The 19,231-nt window shown below is 70.4% G+C and carries 17 protein-coding genes; 12 read left to right on the top strand and 5 right to left on the bottom strand.

Translation table 11 applies throughout. The features are described from left to right. The first annotated feature begins 12 nt into the window (after positions 1–12). The 3 genes from DMH01_RS28835 to DMH01_RS28845 all read left to right on the top strand — a co-directional run bounded on the left by DMH01_RS28835 (position 13) and on the right by DMH01_RS28845 (position 3,254). On the top strand, positions 13–972 hold the full coding sequence (locus DMH01_RS28835) for a MoxR family ATPase (RefSeq protein ID WP_125680446.1): 960 nt from the start codon (positions 13–15) through the stop codon (positions 970–972). Then, entirely contained in the window at positions 972–2,258 is a 1,287-nt protein-coding gene (locus DMH01_RS28840) for a DUF58 domain-containing protein (RefSeq protein ID WP_125680311.1), read from the top strand. The genes DMH01_RS28835 and DMH01_RS28840 overlap by 1 nt, the downstream gene beginning before the upstream one ends. A 213-nt stretch (positions 2,259–2,471) precedes the next feature. Continuing rightward, positions 2,472–3,254 (top strand): RICIN domain-containing protein, encoded by a 783-nt coding sequence (locus tag DMH01_RS28845; RefSeq protein ID WP_125680312.1) that lies wholly within the window; start codon positions 2,472–2,474, stop codon positions 3,252–3,254. Between the two features lie 75 nt (positions 3,255–3,329). Here DMH01_RS28845 and DMH01_RS28850 read toward each other — a convergent pair whose 3' ends face one another. Together DMH01_RS28850 and DMH01_RS28855 are read right to left on the bottom strand one after the other, a co-directional pair. Then, complete coding sequence (locus DMH01_RS28850; protein ID WP_125680313.1) at positions 3,330–4,403, bottom strand: hypothetical protein; 1,074 nt, start codon at positions 4,401–4,403, stop codon at positions 3,330–3,332. A gap of 17 nt (positions 4,404–4,420) precedes the next feature. After that, on the bottom strand, positions 4,421–5,428 hold the full coding sequence (locus tag DMH01_RS28855; protein ID WP_125680314.1) for a stage II sporulation protein M: 1,008 nt from the start codon (positions 5,426–5,428) through the stop codon (positions 4,421–4,423). Between the two features lie 61 nt (positions 5,429–5,489). Here DMH01_RS28855 and DMH01_RS28860 point away from each other — a divergent pair, with 61 nt between their 5' ends. After that, complete coding sequence (locus DMH01_RS28860; RefSeq protein ID WP_125680315.1) at positions 5,490–6,374, top strand: RDD family protein; 885 nt, start codon at positions 5,490–5,492, stop codon at positions 6,372–6,374. 29 nt (positions 6,375–6,403) lie between these two features. On the opposite strand, the gene DMH01_RS28865 is transcribed toward DMH01_RS28860, so the two are convergent. Further along, positions 6,404–7,666, bottom strand: coding sequence for a neutral zinc metallopeptidase (locus tag DMH01_RS28865; protein WP_125680447.1), 1,263 nt, complete (start codon positions 7,664–7,666; stop codon positions 6,404–6,406). A 228-nt stretch (positions 7,667–7,894) separates the two neighbouring features. Between DMH01_RS28865 and DMH01_RS28870 the strand changes: the two genes are divergently transcribed. The 6 genes from DMH01_RS28870 to DMH01_RS28895 all read left to right on the top strand — a co-directional run bounded on the left by DMH01_RS28870 (position 7,895) and on the right by DMH01_RS28895 (position 15,375). Next, complete coding sequence (locus DMH01_RS28870; RefSeq protein WP_199745676.1) at positions 7,895–9,664, top strand: DUF2207 domain-containing protein; 1,770 nt, start codon at positions 7,895–7,897, stop codon at positions 9,662–9,664. Between the two features lies 1 nt (position 9,665). Continuing rightward, positions 9,666–11,261, top strand: coding sequence for a DUF2207 domain-containing protein (locus DMH01_RS28875; protein WP_125680316.1), 1,596 nt, complete (start codon positions 9,666–9,668; stop codon positions 11,259–11,261). A gap of 21 nt (positions 11,262–11,282) precedes the next feature. Then, on the top strand, positions 11,283–12,587 hold the full coding sequence (locus DMH01_RS28880) for a pitrilysin family protein (protein WP_125680317.1): 1,305 nt from the start codon (positions 11,283–11,285) through the stop codon (positions 12,585–12,587). Continuing rightward, the gene (locus DMH01_RS28885) at positions 12,584–13,960 is read left to right on the top strand and encodes a pitrilysin family protein (protein WP_125680318.1); all 1,377 of its coding nucleotides are present in this window, start codon (positions 12,584–12,586) and stop codon (positions 13,958–13,960) included. The genes DMH01_RS28880 and DMH01_RS28885 overlap by 4 nt, the downstream gene beginning before the upstream one ends. Further along, complete coding sequence (nudC, locus tag DMH01_RS28890; RefSeq protein WP_125680319.1) at positions 13,960–14,979, top strand: NAD(+) diphosphatase; 1,020 nt, start codon at positions 13,960–13,962, stop codon at positions 14,977–14,979. Before DMH01_RS28885 ends, nudC begins: the two co-directional genes overlap by 1 nt. Before the next feature lie 150 nt (positions 14,980–15,129). Beyond that, on the top strand, positions 15,130–15,375 hold the full coding sequence (locus tag DMH01_RS28895) for a hypothetical protein (protein WP_125680320.1): 246 nt from the start codon (positions 15,130–15,132) through the stop codon (positions 15,373–15,375). A gap of 182 nt (positions 15,376–15,557) precedes the next feature. On the opposite strand, the gene DMH01_RS28900 is transcribed toward DMH01_RS28895, so the two are convergent. After that, the gene (locus DMH01_RS28900; RefSeq protein ID WP_125680321.1) at positions 15,558–15,920 is read right to left on the bottom strand and encodes a hypothetical protein; all 363 of its coding nucleotides are present in this window, start codon (positions 15,918–15,920) and stop codon (positions 15,558–15,560) included. Next, the gene (locus tag DMH01_RS28905; RefSeq protein WP_125680322.1) at positions 15,917–16,300 is read right to left on the bottom strand and encodes a TetR/AcrR family transcriptional regulator; all 384 of its coding nucleotides are present in this window, start codon (positions 16,298–16,300) and stop codon (positions 15,917–15,919) included. The genes DMH01_RS28900 and DMH01_RS28905 overlap by 4 nt, the downstream gene beginning before the upstream one ends. A gap of 283 nt (positions 16,301–16,583) precedes the next feature. Here DMH01_RS28905 and DMH01_RS28910 point away from each other — a divergent pair, with 283 nt between their 5' ends. After that, entirely contained in the window at positions 16,584–17,834 is a 1,251-nt protein-coding gene (locus DMH01_RS28910; RefSeq protein ID WP_125680449.1) for an ROK family transcriptional regulator, read from the top strand. Positions 17,835–17,844: 10 nt separating this feature from the next. Beyond that, on the top strand, positions 17,845–19,227 hold the full coding sequence (locus DMH01_RS28915; RefSeq protein WP_125680323.1) for an extracellular solute-binding protein: 1,383 nt from the start codon (positions 17,845–17,847) through the stop codon (positions 19,225–19,227). Positions 19,228–19,231: the final 4 nt, after the last annotated feature.

Raw genomic sequence — 19,231 nt, forward strand, 5'->3', positions numbered from 1 at the left:
GAACAGTCCGATTTGGACGCAGGGGCCGACGCGCGGGCGGCGCTGATCGCGCTGCGCACCGAGGTCGGAAAGGCCGTGGTGGGCAACGACGCGGCCGTCACCGGGCTCATCATCGCGTTGCTGTGCCGCGGACATGTGCTGCTCGAAGGCGTCCCGGGCGTGGCGAAGACCCTGCTGGTGCGGGCGTTGGCGGCCGCGCTGGACCTGGAGACGACCCGGGTGCAGTTCACGCCGGACCTCATGCCGGGCGACATCACCGGTTCGATCGTGTACGACGCGCACAGCGGCGAGTTCTCGTTCCGCGAGGGCCCCGTGTTCACGAACCTGTTGCTGGCCGACGAGATCAACCGCACCCCGCCGAAAACGCAGTCTTCGCTGTTGGAGGCGATGGAGGAGCGTCAGGTCTCCAGCGACGGCAAGACGCGGCCGCTGCCCGACCCGTTCATCGTCATCGCGACGCAGAACCCGGTCGAATACGAGGGCACGTACCCGCTGCCCGAGGCGCAGCTGGACCGGTTCCTGCTGAAGCTGACCATGCCGATGCCGTCCCGTGAGGACGAATTCGGCATTCTTTCCCGGCACGCACAGGGTTTCGACCCGCGCGACCTGTCCGCGGCGGGGGTCACCCCGGTCGCCGGGATCGCCCAGCTCGACGCCGCGCGGCGCGCGGTCGCCGGAGTCACCGTGCGCCCCGAAGTGCTCGCCTACATCGTCGACGTCTGCCGGGCGACGCGGTCGCTGCCGTCCGTGCGGCTCGGCGTCTCCCCGCGTGGCGCGACCGCGCTGCTCGCCGCGACCCGGGCGTGGGCGTGGCTCGCAGGCCGCGACTACGCCACCCCGGACGACGTCAAAGCCTTGGCGCGCCCGGCTTTGCGGCACCGTCTCGACCTGCGGCCCGAGGCCGAACTCGAAGGCGCGACCGCGGACGGCGTGCTGGACCGGGTCCTCGCGTCCGTGCCCGTTCCGCGCTGATGGCCGTCACCGGGCGGCTCGGGCTGCTGGCGCTCCTCGCGGCGCCGGTGGTCGGCTTCCTGCTGCCCTCGTGGGCCGGGATAGGGCTGGCCGCGGCGGTGTTGTTTCTGTTGGTGGTGCTGGATCTCCTGCTCGCCGGGAGTGTGCGCAGGCTGCATTTCGCGCGGTCCGGCGCGACGTCCGTGCGGCTGGGGGAGGAGTGCGAGGTCACGCTCACCGTGGCCAATCCCGGCGGCCGTCCGGTGCGCGCGCGGCTCCGGGACGCCTGGCCGCCCAGTGCCGGCGCGGACGACCGGCACCGGCTGACGGTGCCCCCGGGCGAACGCCGCGTCGTGACCACCCGGCTCCTGCCGACCCGGCGCGGTGACCGGATCGCGGCCAGGGTGACCGTCCGGTCGACCGGGCCGCTGGGGCTCGCCGCGCGGCAGGGTTCGCACGACGTGCCGTGGACCGTGCGGGTGCTGCCGCCGTTCCACAGCCGCAAGCATCTGCCCTCGCGGCTCGCGCGGTTGCAGCAGCTCGACGGCCGCAACGCGGTGCTGATCCGGGGCCAGGGCACGGAATTCGACTCCCTGCGCGAATACGTGATCGGCGACGACGTCCGGTCGATCGACTGGCGGGCCTCGGCGCGCGCGTCCGACGTCATGGTGCGGACCTGGCGTCCGGAACGCGACCGGCACGTGGTGCTGGTGCTCGACACCGGCCGCGTTTCGGCGGGCCGGGTCGGGGACGCGCCCCGGCTCGACGCGGCGATGGACGCGGCCCTGTTGCTGGCCGTGCTCGCCGCCAGGGCGGGTGACCGCGTCGACCTCCTCGCCTACGACCGGCAGGTCCACGCCGCGGTCCAGGGATCGGCGGAGTTGTTGCCCGCCTTGGTGAACGCGATGGCGCCGCTCGAATCGTCGCTGGTCGAGACCGACGCGCGGGGGATGGTCGCGGAGGTGCTGCGGCGGACCCGGCGGCGCGCGCTGGTCGTCCTGCTGACCGGGCTGGACGCGGCACCGCTGGAAGAAGGCCTGTTCCCGGTGCTGTCGAAGCTGACCTCGCGGCACCAGCTGATGATCGCTTCGGTGGCGGATCCGCGGGTCGCCGAGATGGCGGCGGGCCGTGGTGACGCGGAGGCCGTCTACGACGCTGCCGCGGCCGAGCGGGTGCTGGCCGAACGGCGCCAGGTCACCGCGCGGCTGGCGCGGCATGGGGTCGAGGTCGTCGACGCCGTGCCCGAGGATCTGCCGCCGCGGCTGGCGGACCGGTATCTCGCCTTGAAGGCGGCCGGACGCCTGTGATGCCGTCCAGGTGCGGTCCTGGGGTGTGTCGCGAAAGCCACTTTCGCGACGTCTGATGTCCCGAAAGTGGCTTTCGCGACATGAGCACCCGGGGTCGGCCTGAGGAGTGGGCGGGCGTCGGGCTGAACCCGATGGAGTGGTGCCGGTTGGCGGCGGGTGTCCCGGGCGGTTAGCTCGGAGGGAGATCCGGATCGACACGATTGGGGCACAGGCTTGCGCAGGTTCGTGCTGTTCTTCGCGGTGGTTTCGGTGCTGGTGTCCGGGGTGCCCGCTTCCGCGCAGCCCGCCGGGACACCGGTCTATCTCGCCGACGGCGGCGGCACCATCTCCCTGGCCGCGGCCGACGGCAAGCTCGCCCTCGCCGACGCGAAGGACGCCGGTGCGCAATGGGTGTACGACAAGGCCGCGCTGTCGTACAAGCATGTCGCGAGTGGACAGTGCCTGGCGGCGATCAGCCCCGTCGACGGGGTCGGCGTCAAACTCGTGGCGTGCGACGGCAAGGACCGTCATCAGCAATGGCGGCGCAACGCGGGGCTGCCCGGGCTGGTGCTGCTGGCGAACGTGGCGACCGCCCGGTGCCTGACCGCCGAGGCACCGGTCGTCGGTGCTCGGCTGTACCAGGAGGTGTGTTCGCTGCCCGGACTCTCCAACACCTGGGCGGCCGGTGTGCGGACGCTCGCGATCCTGTCGGGCAACGGACAGCGGCTGTCGACGAAGACGCCCGGTCAGCCGTTCGTGGTGCGTGTGGTCGGGGAGAACGGCCAGCCCGCCGCCGATGTGCCGGTGAACTTCTTCGTCCGCGCGGCACGGTCGAAGAACGTGCTGGTCTTCGAAGGTGGCGCCGAGACGGCGACCGCGAAGACCGGGACCGACGGTGCGGCGGCGAGCCCGAAGATCGTGCTGACCGAGCCCGGCGAGTTCGAGATCCGGTTCGCGGGCAGCGCGAGCCTGGAGGACGGGAACAGCATCACCTTCGAGGGCAGCTGCACCTGCTGAGCGGTGGCTCGAAGCGCGTGAAGGCCCCCTTCCCTCGGCTCAGCCGAGGGAAGGGGGCCTTCACGCGCTTTCGGCTTAGGCCACCAGGGCGAAACTCGAGTAGTACTCGCCAGAAGGATCCCGTGAGCCGCTCCGGTCGGGGCTGACCTCGGCGCCGACCCAGCCCTGGAACGCGCCCGCGTCGTCGATCACCTGCAGGAGCGGCCGCACGTGGCTGTTGCCGAGGTAGCAACCGTCGTAGGACAGGCATTCGCACCAGAACTCGTAGCTGTTGCGCCGTCCACCGAAGGCGTCGCTCAGGTAGTAGAACCGCCTGTCACCGGTATCGATGATCTTCTGCGCGCACGCCGCGTGGCCGGGGCCGGCGGGGCAGCACGAGGACGGGTCGCAGCCGGAGTCGTACTGCACGAACCCGAGGCACGAACCGTCGTCGCATTTGTTCCATCCCGGACCGACCCCGAGCGCGCCGCTGCTGCCCCTGGTCCAGTTGGTGATCGCGCGGCGGTTCACCCCCTGCCCTTCGAGCAGGTACGACCGCTGGGTCGCGCGGACCGAGCTCATCGGGGCCTTGCTGGTCTGCGCGAGGGAGGCGTTGCTGCCGTAGGCGATGCCGCTGGAGATCGAGTAGTCGTCGCTCACCAGTTGCATCCGGCCGAGGCCCGGCCGTGGTTCCGAAACCGCCCACTTCTCCGCGAGGTTCACGGTCGTCGTGGTGCCGTTGACGGTGCTCTTCGTCCAGGTGATGGCCACCTGCCCGGAGGTCTCGGCGTAGGTGCCGGTGAAGTGGCCGTTCGGTTCACCGGTGAAACCCGGCGCGGTCTTGATCGGGCAGTTGTTGCGGGGATTGGATCCCGGCGCCCAGTCGCCGCAGTAGTAGACGTCGCCGCTGGTGACCGGAACGGGGAAATCCGCCTGGTTCCAGGTCCAGAAATTGTGCGCGACCGTGTTGTCGGCCGGGTTGAACACGAGGTAGCCGAGGCGGAGGTAGTTGCGGTCGGCGTCGGTCCGGAATCCGGCGACGCTCACCACCCAGTTCTGTTTGCCCGACGGCGCGGACGCGGTCCTGGCCTGGGACGCGCCGACGAGGAGAGTCGACGCGAGAACGGACAGGACGACGATCACGAAGCCGCGTAACCGATTTCTCCCCATGAAAGGAGCTAACCAGGTCAGCCCGCTTCAGGTCGAGAATCTCCAGCGTATCGCCAGTCGACATCACCCACTTCGCCCGCTTTCGCGGCCTTGCGCCCGACGACGAACACGTAAAGTAAGAACGCGACCTCCGCGATTACCCCAATGCCGATACGCGCCCAGGTCGGCAGGCCCGACGGGGTCACGAACCCCTCGATCACCCCGGAGATCAACAGCACCACGGTCAGCCCCAGCGCCATCACCACGACCGAGCGGCCCTGCTCGCCGAGCGCCGCTGACCGGGACCGGCGTCCCGGGTCGATGACCGTCCAACCGAGCTTCAGTCCCGTCCCGGCGGCGACGAACACCGCGGTCAGCTCCAGCAGGCCGTGCGGCAGGATCAGGCCGAAGAACACGTCGAGCCGCCCGGCCGAGGACATCAGCGCGGCGCCGATCGCGAGGTTCAGCGAGTTGGCCCAGAGCGCGTAGATCACCGGGACACCCAGCACCACGCCGAGGAACAGGCAGGTCGCGGCCACCCACGCGTTGTTGGTCCAGACGCGCGCGGCGAAGGAGCCCGCGGGATCGGACGAGTAGTACGTCTCGTACTTCCCGCCCGGCGCGGTCAGGTCCCTGAACTCCTCGGGCGAGGCCAGCGACGCGAGCACCTGCGGGTCACCGGCGATCCACACCGCCGCGATCGCCATCACCGCGATCGACGCCGCCGCCGACGCCAGCCACCAGCGCCGGCTCAGGTACAGCGCCGCCGGGAACCGCTGGGTGAAGAAGAGGCCGATCTCGCGCCAGGCGGGACTGTGCGAACCGGTGACGGCCGAGCGGGCCTTCGCGACCAGACCGGACAGCTGCGCGACGAGCACGGGATCGGGCGCGACCGAGCGGATGATCGAAAGATGCGTCGCGACGCGTTGGTACAGCGTCACCAGCTCGTCGGCGTCCGGGCCGCTGAGCTTCCCGGCGCGGCCCACGAGGTCACGCAGCCGGTTCCATTCGGCCTGATGCGCGGCGACGAACACGTCCACGTCCAACTCGGAGCCCTCCCGGCGATCGTCCTTGGTCGCCCAGCCTATTCGTCACTACGCTTGCCAGGTGGAACAAGAGTCCGAACTCGTCACCGGCGAGGCCGTCGTCCTGGACGTCCGCGCGGCGAAACTGGCCAGCCGCGGGCTCGCCATGATGCTCGACGTCGTCCTCCAGCTCTTCGCCCTGTTCGTCGCGATGCTGGTGCTGAGCCAGGTCGCCGCGTTCGGTGACGAAGCGCTGGCGCTGACCCTGTTCCTGGTGACCGTCGTGCTGATCATGGTCGGCTACCCGGTGATCTTCGAGACACTGAGCCGCGGCCGCACCCTCGGGAAGATGGCGCTCGGCCTGCGGGTGGTCCGCACCGACGGCGGCCCCGTGCGGTTCCGGCACGCGCTGGTCCGCGGGCTCGCCGGGTTCTTCATCGACTTCTGGGCGCTGGGGATGCTCGGTGTCGTGGCGGTGGTCACGTCGCTGCTGTCGCCCAACGGCCGCCGCGTCGGCGACTATCTCGCCGGCACGCTCGTGATCCGGGAACGCATGCCCGCCGCCAGGACGCCGTACGTCGGGATGCCGCCGCAGCTGGCGTACTGGGCCTCGCAGCTGGACCTGACCCGGCTTTCGAACGACCTCGCGCTGGCCGTCCGGCAGTACCTGAGCCGGACGAGCGAGCTGCGTCCCGAAGCGGTCGAAGCGCTCGGGTACGGGCTCGCGCAGCAGGTCGCGGCCGCGATCGGGGCGCCGGTGCCGCCCGGGGTGCCGTCCTGGGCGTATCTGTCGGCCGTCCTGGCCGAGCGACGTCGGCGCGACCAGGCGAAGCTGCAACCGGCGGTCCAATACGGGGCCGCGCCGGGGTATCCGGCCGCGCCTGGGCAGGCCGCTCCCGCTCCGGTCGTCCAGCCGGAAGCTCCCTCGGCGCCGGTTCCGGACAACCCCTTCGCGCCGCCGGGCTGACCCCGGACCGGCGCAAACCGCGAGCGCAGTCAGGAAACGTCGGCCGACTTCGCCGACCAGGTGTTGCACTGGAACATCCGGTTCTTCTGCGCGCCGTGCTGCCACCACGAGACCGCGTGCGCGTCGGAGCCGTGGTCGCGCGGGCCGCCGTTGTGGTCGCCGCGGTCCTGGGTCTGCCAGGCGTCGCGATACATCGCCTGGTCGACCGAGCCGCCGCGGCCCACCGTCGAACCCAGGAACGTCCCGGACAGACACTGCGCCGAAAGCTCGTTGCGCCGCGACATCTCCAGTCCCGCCGCCGAGTCGGTGCCCGCTTCGTAGCGCGCGGTCCAATAAGCCTCCGAAATACCGGAAAGCGCTTGGATGTGATGCGCGTACTCATGGGCGAAGAGGGCCAGATAAACGCCCGGCCGGTTGCCGTACTGGGGGACCTGAAGGCCTTCGTACGGCATGTAAAGCGTCTCGTTCTGCGAGCAATAGAACGCCGCCACCGAACCGTTGCTGGCGTCGCCGCAGGGGCTCGACCAGTTCTTGCCGGACGGGTACTTCACCGTCGGGACCCGGAACGGCAGTTTCGTGTAGTTCATGACCTGCTGCCAGACGCTGTCCAGGCAGGGCCGCGCGCTGTCGAAGAAGGCCGATGCCGCGTTCGGGTTGTTCGCCCAGCGCGCGAGGTTGCACGGCTGGTTCGGCAGGCCGACTTGGGAATCGAGCCACAGCGGGTTGTCCGCCAGCTTGAGGTGCGGCCGCGGGCCGGACGGCGCGCGGCTGGCCGACGTCTCGCGGGTCGAGCCCGCCGAAGTCTCGCGTGAGGCGGTCGAATCGCGCGAACGGGTGCTCGTGGTCGACGTGTCGCTGGACGTGGTGGTCGTCGTGTCGTCCGAAGTGGAGGTCGTCGGATAGCTCGAATAGCCGACATCGGCGACGTGCTTCGAGCCGCTGTTGGCGAGGGTGACCACCATGAGCAGCCCGCCCATCAACGCCATCAAGGCCACGATCGCGACCGCCGCGATGACCCCGCCGTTCGACTTCTTGGCTTGATATCCCCCGTAGGGCGTGAACGCGGGCTGCGCGAAACGCGGACCGTACGGAAGCTGCGGCGGGCCGACGGCGCCGGGCCGGAACGGGACCGGCGCGCCGATCTGCGGCGGCGGCAGCGGAGCCGCGCCCGGCGGGGGCAGCGGCATGCCGCTGCTCGGCGGACCCGCCCGGAACGGCGGCGGGATCGGCGTCGGCCGCGAAATCGGCGGCCGACCGGGCGGGACGGGACCCGGCCGGTTCGGCGGGGGCATCGGCGGCCCACCGCGCGGCGGCAGCGGACGCGCTCCCGGCGGCGGGAGCGGACGGCCGCCCTGCGGCGGACGTGGCGGTGGAGTCGGCCGGCGCCGCGGATCAGGCGGGCCGGGCGGCTGGTGGTTCATCGAGTGGATCCCCCATGCGTTCGGCAACGCCGTTCGCCCAGGTGGCGGATTCGGCGTTTCGGCGGTCAGCATAGATCGGCTGCCCTAGAGTGTGTGGCTGTGTTGACGAAATGGGGGACGGCGGTCGTGGCCGTCGCGGCGAGCTCGGCCTTGATGGCCCCGCCGTCGGATACGAACGTTCCGGAGGCGCCCGCGGCGGGCCCTTCGCTGACGAACGCGCCGCAACTGCCGAAGCCGCCGCCGATCGGCGCGCGCGGTGAGCTCGGGCTGCTTCAGCCGCCGAGCGGAGCGGCCGCGAACGTCGCGGTGAAGGTGGAACGCGACGGTTCGCTGTCGATCACCGAGCAGGTGACCGTCCCGGGTGGACAGCACCTCGTCCGCCGCATTCCCTTGAAGGTTCCCGCCGGTGAAGAGCAGGACCGCGTGTACGTGGTCCGTGACGTCTCGGTCGAGGGCGCGGGCAAGGCGGAGCCGAACGGCGAGCAGCTGGTCGCCACCTTCGACGGCGGCGCGGCCACCCTCAAGTACAAAGTGGACGGCGCGGTCGCGGACGTCAACGGCGCGCAGCAGGTCCGCTGGCAGGTCGCGAGCGGCTGGGACGGCGAGCTGTCCCGGGTGTCCGCTTCGTTCAGCGCGCCGACGCGCGAAATGCCCACAGTGGACTGTTTCGCCGGGCCGCTCGGTTCGGACAGGCAGTGTTCGCTCGCCGAGACCGACCACAGCGGCGTCGTCCGTGTCGAGCAGGACAAACTCCCGGCGGGTGAACGGGTCGACATCGCCGTCCAGCTCCCGGCGGGCACGGTGCCCGCGAACGCGCGGTTCGAGCAGATCGCCACGGTCGGCGGCGCGTTCGCCCTCACCACCCTCGCCGGTATCGGTTTCGGTGCGCTGGCACTGCTCCTGATTCTCGGCGCGCTCGCCGTCTGGCTGCTGCGCCGCCGCGACCAGGGCGCGCTGACCGCGGGCACCGGACCGGTCGACGTCCTCGCGCGAGAAGGCGGCCGGGTCTCGTTCGCCTCGCCCGACGGTGTCCTGCCGGGGCAGGTCGGCACGGTCGTCGACGAGACGGTCGACGTCGTGGACGTCAGCGGCACGGTGGTCGACCTCGCGGTCCGCAACTACCTGTGGATCGCCGAGGTCCGCGGCGCGGGCACGGTCGACTGGCAGATCGCGCGCCGCAACGCGCCGGACGAGCACCTCGCCGCCTTCGAACGCGAGATCTACACCGCGATCCTGCCCGAGGGCACCGATTCCGTGCTGCTGTCGGAACTCCGCGGCCGCGGCACCGTCGATCTCCGTGTCGCGGGCGAGGCGATGTACGCCGACGTGGTGCGCAGGGGCTGGTTCTCGCGCCGCCCGGACAAGGGCAAGAGCAAACTCACCTGGGCGGGCATCGGCCTGATCGCGCTCGGCCTCGTGGGCACCGCCGTCCTGACGTTCACCGTCGGGCACGCGCTGCTCGGCGTCGCGGCCGTGCTCGCCGGGGTCGCCGCGCTGCTGGGCGCTTCGTGGGTGCCGCCGCGGACCTCGCGCGGCAGGCGACTGGTCGGCCAGGTGCGCGGGCTGCTCGAATACCTCCACACCGTCAAGGTCGCCGACGTTCCGATGGCGGACCGGGAAATGGTGTTCTCCCGGTCGCTGCCGTACGCCATCGTGCTCGGTGACGTCGAGCGCTGGCTCCGGACGTTCGAGGGGCTCGACCCGTCGGCGGACGGTTCGGCCGGGCTGTACTGGTTCGGCGGCCTCGAAGGTGATCGGGACCTGCGCCGCTTCGCCGCGCACCTGCCGTCGTTCCTGTCCGCTTTGGACGGTCTGCTCGCCGAATCCGGGCACCTGCGCTCGCTTCGCCCGGAACCGGTCCCCGCCTGACGTGAAGATCTGTTTGCTGGTCGGTCTCCTGCTGGTGCTCGGTGCGGCACCGGCGGGAGCACAAGGCGAACCGCAGCTGCCCTCGCTGCCGAACAGCGCGGAGATCTCGCTCAAGGTGGAACGCGACGGCGCACTCTCGGTGGTCGAGGCGGTGTCCGTGCCGAGCGAGGCGACGATGACCCGCCGGATCCCGCTTCGTACGGCCGCTCCGCACAACCGTGACCGGATCATCGGCGTCCGTGACGTCGTCATCGAGGGCGCGGGCAACGCCGAGCTGACCGAGGACGAGTTCACCGTCAAACTCAAGGGCGGGACCTCGGTCGTCCGGTACACAGTGGACGGTGCGGTCGCCGAAGCCGACGGCCTGACCCGGGTGAGCTGGCAGCTCGCGGGCGGCTGGGACGCCCGGCTCGAACTGGTGCGAGCGAGTTTCGCCGCGCCGTCCGTCCCGAACGCGGTCACCTGTCACACCGGGCCCGAGGGGTCTCGCGCGCGTTGCGGCACCGCCCAGATCGCGCATTCCGGGCTGACCAGGTTCAGCCAGCAGAATCTCGCGGCCGGGCAGCGGATGGAGATCTCGGTCGAGCTGCCGGGCGGGACCGTCCCGGCGAACGCGCGCCTGGAACCATCGAAGACCTTCGCCGGAGCGTTCGTGCTCACCGCTCCGGTCGGCTGGGCTTGGTTCGGCTTCGTGCTCGTGCTGATCGCGGCCGCGGTGGCGTTGATCCTGCTGCGGAGGCGGGACGAGCATCCTGGCGACGCGCTCCCGGTCCGGCTGCTCACCGGGAAGGACGACCAAGCCGCGTTCGCGTCACCCGACGGTGTGCTGCCCGGACAGGTCGGGACCGTGCTCACGGGTCGCGCCGACGCCGTCGACCTGGCCGCGACGGTCGTCGACCTCGCCGTCCGGAACTACCTTTGGGTGAGCGAGGAGCCCGGCGAGCTGACCGGCTGGCGGCTCGTCCGCCGCAACCCGCCGGACGACCAGCTGACCGCTTACGAACGCGCGGTCTTCGAAGCGCTGCTGCCCGGCGAACGCGAGTCCGTGCTGCTGTCGGAGATCCAGTCGGCGCGGATCGGGATCGAAACGGTGCGGGACGCGCTGGCCGACAGCGTGGTCGAACGCCGCTGGTACTCGCGGCTGCCCGGCAGGCTGACCCGTGTCGGCCTGCGGATCTGCTTCTACGGTCTGTTCCTCACCGTCCTGCTGGCCCTGACCGTCGGCTACGCCCAGCTCGGGCTGATCGTCATCGCCGCGGGAGCGGTGCTCGCCGTCGCCGCCCGGTGGCTGCCGGTGCGCACCGGCGCCGGTGTCGAGCTGCACCGCCGTCTGCTCGGTGTCCGTGACGCCCTGCTGGCGACCGAGGCGACGGCCGTCCCGAAGCTCGAACGCGAGGTGCTCCTTTCCCGGGCGCTGCCGTACGCGCTCGCTCTCGGCGAACAAGAACGGTGGGTCTCCGGATTCGCCGCGCTCAAGGGGCCGCCCAAGATCTACTGGTACGGCGAGGAAGTCCCCATCGCGCGGGTGAGCGACTTCACCGCGGCACTGGTGGGAACCTTCGCCGCGACCCGCCAGGGTCGTCGCCTGGAGGCCTGACTAGCCCGTAGGGTGGTGCGCATGGCCGATCCCGAGCTTGTCCGATTCACCCTCGACAACGGTCTGCGCGTGGTGCTCGCGCCCGACGCGACCGCTCCGGTGGTGGGTGTCAGCGTCCACTACGACGTGGGCTTCCGTTCCGAGCCCGAAGGGCGCACCGGTTTCGCGCACCTCTTCGAGCATTTGATGTTCCAGGGGAGCGAGAGCCTGGAGAAGCTCGCGCACTTCCGGTACGTCCAGTCGAGTGGTGGCAGCTTCAACGGCTCCACCCATCCGGACTACACGGACTACTTCGAGGTCCTCCCCGCCGCGGCACTCGAGCGCGCACTGTTCCTCGAAGCGGACAGGATGCGGGCGCCGAAGCTGACGCAGGAGAACCTCGCCAACCAGATCGACGTGGTCAAGGAGGAGATCCGCCTCAACGTGCTGAACCGGCCGTACGGCGGGTTCCCGTGGATCACCCTCCCGCCGGTGCTGTACTCCACGTTCCCCAACGCGCACAACGGTTACGGCGGTTTCGAGGATCTCGAGCAGGCCACCCTGGACGACTGCGCGGCCTTCTTCGACACCTACTACTCGCCCGCGAACGCGGTGCTGACCGTCGCCGGTGACTTCACCGTCGAGGAGGCCCGCGAGCTGATCGAGAAGCACTTCGGCGACGTGCCGCACCGGCCCGCGCCCGAGCGTCCCTCGTTCGCCGAGCCCGCCCCCGAGGGCGAGCTGCGCGGCGAGCAGGTGGACCCGCACGCCCCGCTGCCCGCGGTCGGCGTCGGCTACCGCATGCCGGATCCGATCAACGACCTCGACGGCTACCTGGCGAACCTCGTGCTCGCCGGCGTGCTGACCGACGGCGACGGCTCCCGCCTGCAGCAGCGCCTGGTGCACCGCGAGCCGCTGGTCGTCGACATCGGCGCGGGTGCCGGGCTGTTCGGGCCGTTCGAGGCCCGCGACCCGGACACGTTCACCATCACCGCGATCCACCCGCACGAGGTGAGCACCGACCAGGTCCTCGCCGCGCTGGACGAGGAACTGGAGAAGCTGGCGGCCACGCCGCCGGGAGACCAGGAGATCAAGAAGGTCACCGCGCGCTGGGCCGCGAGCCTGCACTCCGAGCACGACAAGCTGGTGTCCCGCACGCTGGCCCTCGGCTCGTTCGAGCTGCTGTACGGCGACGCGTCGCTGGTGTACCGGCTCGCCGAGAAGATCTCGGCGATCACCGGGGAGGCCGTTTCGGCGGCGGCGAGGGCGCTGCGGCCGGATTCGCGCGCCGTGCTCGTCGTCCGCCCGGGTAGTGGATCTTCAGACCAGGAAGGTACCGAGCAGTGAGCGCACCGCACCGCACCGCCGAGGAGATCGGCCGCACGGCCGCCGGGCCGCGTCCGGTCCCTTCGCTGGGGACACAGCGCGCCGCCGCCGATCTGTCCCATGTGGACACCACGCTGAGCAACGGGCTGCGGGTGCTCGCCGTCCGCAAGCCCACCGTGCCGCTGGTCGAGCTGCGCGTCTGGATCCCGTTCGCCGGTGAAGACAAGCTGCACCCGGCCACCGCCGAGGTGCTGGCCGAGACCCTGCTGACCGGCACCGCCCGCCGCGACCGCATCGAGATCGACGCGGACCTGGCGCTGATCGGCGGTGACCTCGCGTCCGGCGTCGACCCGGAGCGCCTGGTCATCACCGGTACCTCGCTGGCCGACGGCCTGCCGACGATGCTCGACGTCCTCGCCGACGCGCTCACCGGCGCGTCGTACGCGGACGCCGAGGTCGAGCGGGAACGCGAGCGGCTCATCGAGCGGATCGCCGTCTCCCGCACCCAGCCGAGGACGATCGCCCGCGAGGCGCTGCAGAAGCACCGCTACGGCGACCACCCGGCCGTGCGCGAGGTCCCACAGGCCGAAGATGTGGCCGTCGTGACGCCGGAACAGGTTCGCGCGCTGCACCGGGCTTCGGTGCTGCCGCGGGGATCCGTGCTGGTGATCGTCGGCGACATCGATCCCGAGACCGTCATCGGCGACCTGGAGAAGGCGTTCGGCGGCTGGGCTTCGGACCGTTCCGCCGTCCGCCTGCCCGTGCTGCCCGAGCTCACCGGCGGCAACGTCCTGCTGGTGCCGCGGGCCGGTGCCGTGCAGTCGCAGATCCGGCTGTCCGCGCAGAGCGTGTCGCGCACGGACCCGCGATACCCGGCGCTTCAGCTGGCGAACCTCGTGTACGGCGGGTACTTCTCGTCGCGGCTGGTCGAGAACATCCGTGAGGACAAGGGTTACACCTACAGCGCGCACTCCGGATTCGAGTTCACCGACCAGACCGCCGTGGTGAACATCGACGCGGACACCGCGACCGACGCGACCGCCGCCGCGCTCATGGAGACGCGGTACGAGCTGGCCAGGCTCGGTCTCGTGCCGCCGACCGCCGACGAGGTCGAATCGGTGCGGCAGTACGCGATCGGTTCGCTGGTCACGTCGGCGTCGTCGCAAGGAGGCCTGGCCGCGCAGCTGTCCGCGCTCGCCGCGACGGGGCTGGGCGTCGAGTGGCTCGCCGGGCATCCGGAGCGCCTCGCCGCGGTCACCGCCGAAGAAGTGGCGAACGCGGCGCTGGAGTTCTTCGCGCCCAAGCGGTTCACCGGGGTCGTCGTCGGCGACGCCGACGTCCTCGCGCCGAAGCTGACGGCGCTGGGCGACGTGACGGTCGGGGAGCCTTCCTGATGGAGACACCGTTCGGGTTGGGGGCGCTCCCGACGCTTTCGCGCTCCACCGCGGACCGTCAGGAATCCTTGCGCACCAACCCGGACAGGCTCGCCGAGCGCTGGCCGAACGCGCATATCGTGCTGCTCGACGAGCACGCGCGCACCCCGGTGGTGGAGGGTTCCGGCACGCTCGCGACCCGCAAATCGCAGGACTTCGGCACCGAGCCGCCCGCGGACGCGGTCTTCCTGGGGGAGTGGCAGGGCACCGACTACTGGTCGATGCCCGGCCGCCCCACGGGGGAGACCGAAACCGTCGAAATGGCGGGCAGCTGGGGCGTCGTCGAACAGGTCCAGCGCCGCGACGGCGAGATCTGGGTCGACCTGCGCGGCTACGGCGACCTGCTCGACGACACGTCGGCCGGGCTGTTCACCACCGCGCAGGCGCTGCAGGCCTGGCGGCGGCAGGCGAAGTTCTGCACGCGCTGCGGCAGCCCGACCGAGCTGATCCAGCTGGGCTGGGCCAGCAAGTGCACCGGCTGCGACCGCGAGGAGTACCCGCGCACCGACCCGGCGGTGATCTGCCTCGTGCACGACGACGCCGGCGTCAACGGTGAACACGTCCTGCTGGCGCGGCAGCCGATCTGGCCGCCGGACCGGTACTCGATCCTCGCCGGTTTCGTCGAGGCGGGGGAGTCGCTCGAAGGGTGCGTCGAGCGGGAGATCCGCGAAGAGGTCGGCGTCGAGGTGCGCGATGTGCGCTATCTCGGCAGCCAGCCGTGGCCGTTCCCGCGATCGATCATGCTCGGTTTCACCGCGCGGGCCGACATCTCTTCGACGATCGTGCCCGCGGAGGGCGAGATCGAAGAGGCGTTCTGGGTTTCGCGCGAGGAGGTGCGGGCCGCTTTCGCGAACAGTCAGCTGCGGAACGCGGGCGCCGTGCCGACGCCGATCGCCGGCGGTACGCGGCAGCTGGTGCTGCCGGGCAACTCGTCGATCGCGCGCGTGATGCTGGCGGCCTGGGCGGGCGTTCAGTCGTAACTCGCGTGCTTGAACGAGTTCCGTCTCCAATCACGCGAGTTACGCCTTTGATCACGCGAGTTCGGCGTTTGATCACGCGGTGATCCCAGTGTCCGATACTCTCCGGCCGTCCGGTTTTCAGGATTGTCGAGTCAGGACACTGGGGAAAACATGAAGAACACCTTGCGGCGGTTCGCCGTCGCCGGAGCCGCTGTGGCGGCCTTCGCCTCGATCAGCGCCGTGACCGCGGGAGCGGCGCAGGCCTCGGACTACGAGTACTTCGGTTCGTACAGCCAGGAGGACTGCGGAATCACCGGCCACCATGGCCAGATCGCCGGGGACTGGGACGGGTGGATGTGCTACCCCTCGCCCACGCTCCCCTGGGTGTACGACCTGTACGTGCAGCCCAACTTCTGATCCACCACCGCGTCGCCGAAGGGCCGCTCGGGAGGCCTCGAACCTCCTGAGCGGCCCTTCGTCGTCCGGCCCGTACCCGCCCGTCGAGCGGGTCTGCCGCGCGAGCATCCTCCGCGTCGGGGCGTGGGCGTCTCCGATGTGCCAGACGCAAGGAAGGGGCCTTCACGTACTCGAGCGGGTCGTCACGCGACCGCGATCGCGTTGTTGACGGCGGTGACGGTCCCGGCGGGATCGTCGACCGTGAGCACGAGCCGGTTGAAGTCCTCTGCCTCGTCGAGGGTGATGACGACCGTGCGCTCGAAGCCGGAGACGTTCCAGAACTGCCGGTCACCGTCGGCGTGAAAGGTGCCGCAGAGCTTCCCGGGTAGGTGGAGACCCGGCCCGCGCCAGCCCTTCGGCTCGTCACGCATCCCCGGATCGTGCGTCGCGCCGCGTACGTGGGCGAGCGGGAATTCGAGCCGCCGGGTCAATGACCAGATCTTGTCGATCCCCACCGGTTCGACCACCAGGCGATCTCCGGTGATGGTGACGCGGTTGTTGCTCATGTCGTTCCTCCGTTGTCGATGTCCGGCACTCCGGCGCGGGCCAGCAGCCGTCTTCCCAGCTCGTCCGGGGTCGTCCCGCCGTCCTCGATGACGGTCCGGACCCGCGCGCGCAACCGCTCGTCCTCGGGCGCGAGTTCGAGCAGAGCGACCAGCAGGACGTCGAGCCGTCCGGCGCTGTCGTGCCGGTCGGCGGCGACGTGCTCCAGCACCCGGGCGAACAGGCCGTGCTTGCTGCCGAACGCGCCGTACAGGCTTCCCCGGTGGACACCGGTCGCCTCGACGAGGTGATCGACCGAGGTCGCGTGGTATCCCCGCTGCCGGAAGACCGCCGTCGCGGCTTCGATCGCTGTCTTCTCGTCGAACTGGCGTGGTCGGGCCATGAGTTTGAGAATAGTCATTCAAGAATGAACGGTCAAGAACTCCGATGGCGGTTCCGCGTGCTTAGGTCCGAGTCGTTCATCCAGTCACGCGTGTCGTCCCATTGGCCGCGCCACTCTCCGCGCCGGCGCCTATACCCACTGTGCGGAACACGCCAAGCGTTACCTCCCCGTTTCCCTCCGCCGTTGACGGCTGTGGCTCGGCTCACTACAGTCCCCGGAAACCGTCTGTAAAGTTTCCTAACGAAGTCGGGAGCGAGCCCCAGTGCGAGCCGGTAGTCCGCGAATGCTGCGCGAGATCAACGATCGCGCGGCCATCGAGGTCCTCCTCAGTGACGGCCCTCTGACGCGTTCCGAGCTCGAAGTCGCCATCGGCCTGTCGAAACCCGCGACCGCGCAGCTGCTCACCCGCCTCGAGCAGGACGGCATCGTCGCCAAGGCGGGCGTCCGCGGCGGGGGCCGCGGCCCGAGGGCGCAGCTCTGGCAGGTCGACGGTGGCGTCGCCTACGTCGCGGCCGTGGACCTGACACCGCAGCAGGCCGACTTCGTGGTCGCCGACGTCGCGGGCACGGTGCTCGCCGAGTACCAGGTCCCGCTGCCGGTCCACGAGGGCGCGGACGTCGTCGGCACCTTCGGCGCGGCGCTCACCAGCGTCGCGAACAGCGCCGGCCTCGCCGCCACCGATCTCCGCCACGTCGTCATCGGTGCGCAGGGTGCCTTCGATCCCCGCACCGGCTTGCTCTCTTCGGCGCCCCACATCCCCGGCTGGCTCGGGTTCGACGTGCCGGGCAGGCTCAGCCGGGAGCTCGGGGTCGAGGTCACCATCGAGAACGACGTCAACCTCGTCGCGATCGTGGAGATGACGGTCGGCCAGGCCGTCGGCCTCGACGACTTCGTGATGATCTGGCTCAGCGACGGCGTCGGCGGCGCGGTGGTGGTCGGCCGCAGGCTCTTGCGCGGCGCGACCGGTGGTGGCGGCGAGATCGACTGGATGCGCGTTCCCGACCCGGTTTCCGTTGCCACACCGAAGGAAAAGCCTCGTGCCGGAGATCGTTTCGGTGATCTTGTCGCCTCTCCGGCCGTCGTCGAGCTCGCCGCCGCGCACGGCATCGAGGCCGAGACCGGCGCGGACGCCGTCGTCAAGGCGCGCGAAAGCCACAACGAAGCCTTCCTCGACGACCTCGCCCGCCGTGTCGCGGGCGGAGCGGCAGGCCTGATCGCGGTCGTCGACCCCGAACTCGTGCTCCTTTCCGGTGACACCAGCCGGGCCGGCGGCGACGAATTCGCCGCACTGGTCGCGAAAAGGCTGCACGAACTGGTCCTGCCCCGCACCCCCGTCGGGGTCGCTTCGGTGCAGGGCAACGCGGTCCGCGCGGGCGCGCTCCAATCGGCGCTCGCCACCGTTCGCCGGGACGTCTTCGGCGTCAACACCCCTTCGCTCCTCGGGCCGAGACGGTCCGGGGCGGGAGAGCCAAATCCGATCGTGGCGATCCCGGATTCACGAACAGAACCACCGTCTCCCGCCCCAACCAACTAGGAGGAGGGTCATGAGTTCCACGACCCAGGTTCGGAGAAGCGGCCGCCGTTGGCGCGGCTCGATAGTGCTCGGCGCGGTCACCGTCGCCGCACTGGTGTCCGCTTGTTCGGGCGCCGCAAGCGGCCCGAACGGTGGGGCGGGCGACGCGGCGGCCGCCCCCGCCGCGGACGCGAAGCTCACGCTGACCGTCTACAGCAAGTTCACCGACCGCGAGTACAACGTGGTCACCGCCGGGCTCAACAAGCTCAAGGCGAAGTTCCCGAACATCGAGATCAAGCACGAAGGCCAGCAGGACGACGACAAGATCACCCAGTCCATCCGCGGCGGCAACCCGCCGGACGTGGCGATCTCGTTCTTCACCGACAACCTCGGCGCGTGGTGCTCGACGGGCAGCTTCCAGGATCTCAAGCCTTACATCGACCGCGACAAGATCGACCTGACGCAGATCCCCGACGCGGTCCGCAGCTACACCGAGTTCCAGGGCAAGCGCTGCGCCATGCCGCTGCTCGCCGACGTCTACGGCTTCTACTACAACAAGGACATGTTCGCGGCGAAGGGCATCACGTCGCCGCCGAAGACGACCTCGGAACTGTTCGAGGCCACCAAGAAGCTGACCGAGTTCAACGCGGACGGCTCCATCAAGGTCGCCGGTTTCCTGCCGTCGATGCCGTTCTACGCCAACATGGCGCAGTACTGGGCCCCGAACTTCGGCGCCACCTACATCGGCCCCGACGGCCAGTCGCACCTCGCCGACAGCCCCGAGTGGAAGGCGATGTTCGACTTCCAGAAGCAGCTGGTGGACTTCTACGGCGGCCACGCCAAGGTCGAGCAGTTCAAGGCCGGTCTCGGCGAGGAGTACTCGGCGGACCACGGTTTCCAGCGCGGCAAGCTCGCGATGATGATCGACGGCGAGTACCGCACCGCGTTCATCAAGGACCAGGCGCCGCAGCTCAAGTTCGGCACGGCGGCCCCGCCGGTGCTCGACAGCAAGCCCGACCGTTACGGCGGCGCGTTCACCACGGGCACGATCATCGCGATCCCCAAGGGCGCCAAGAACCCCGGCGCGGCTTGGGAACTGATCAAGCAGGTCACCCTCGACACGTCGACGCTGGTCGAGCTGTCGAACGGCCTGAAGAACGTCCCGAGCACCAAGGCCGCGCTGACCGACCCGAAGCTCGAGGTCACGCCGGAGTTCAAGACGTTCCTCGACCTGTACAACGGCGGCAAGCTGACGCCGAACCCGTCGACGCCGATCGGCGACGCGCACCTCAAGGCGGTCAACGACTTCGCCGAGAAGTGGCAGGCGGGCAACGTCCCGGACATGGTCGCGGGTCTGAAGCAGGTCGACGCTCAGATCAACGACGAGCTGGCCCAGAAACGCGCCGGCGGCTGATCGC

Origin of the sequence: Amycolatopsis sp. WAC 04182 (assembly GCF_003947465.1) — a bacterium.
GTDB lineage: Bacteria > Actinomycetota > Actinomycetes > Mycobacteriales > Pseudonocardiaceae > Amycolatopsis.

Excerpts from the sequence above, each read along its gene's own strand:
- DMH01_RS28840 (WP_125680311.1), top strand. The coding sequence starts at position 972 with ATGGCCGTCACCGGGCGGCTCGGGCTGCTGGCGCTCCTCGCGGCGCCG.
- DMH01_RS28850 (WP_125680313.1), bottom strand. The coding sequence starts at position 4,403 with ATGGGGAGAAATCGGTTACGCGGCTTCGTGATCGTCGTCCTGTCCGTT.
- DMH01_RS28865 (WP_125680447.1), bottom strand. The coding sequence starts at position 7,666 with ATGCCCCCGCCGAACCGGCCGGGTCCCGTCCCGCCCGGTCGGCCGCCG.
- DMH01_RS28880 (WP_125680317.1), top strand. The coding sequence starts at position 11,283 with ATGGCCGATCCCGAGCTTGTCCGATTCACCCTCGACAACGGTCTGCGC.
- nudC (WP_125680319.1), top strand. The coding sequence starts at position 13,960 with ATGGAGACACCGTTCGGGTTGGGGGCGCTCCCGACGCTTTCGCGCTCC.
- DMH01_RS28895 (WP_125680320.1), top strand. The coding sequence starts at position 15,130 with ATGAAGAACACCTTGCGGCGGTTCGCCGTCGCCGGAGCCGCTGTGGCG.
- DMH01_RS28900 (WP_125680321.1), bottom strand. The coding sequence starts at position 15,920 with ATGAGCAACAACCGCGTCACCATCACCGGAGATCGCCTGGTGGTCGAA.
- DMH01_RS28905 (WP_125680322.1), bottom strand. The coding sequence starts at position 16,300 with ATGGCCCGACCACGCCAGTTCGACGAGAAGACAGCGATCGAAGCCGCG.
- DMH01_RS28910 (WP_125680449.1), top strand. The coding sequence starts at position 16,584 with ATGCTGCGCGAGATCAACGATCGCGCGGCCATCGAGGTCCTCCTCAGT.
- DMH01_RS28915 (WP_125680323.1), top strand. The coding sequence starts at position 17,845 with ATGAGTTCCACGACCCAGGTTCGGAGAAGCGGCCGCCGTTGGCGCGGC.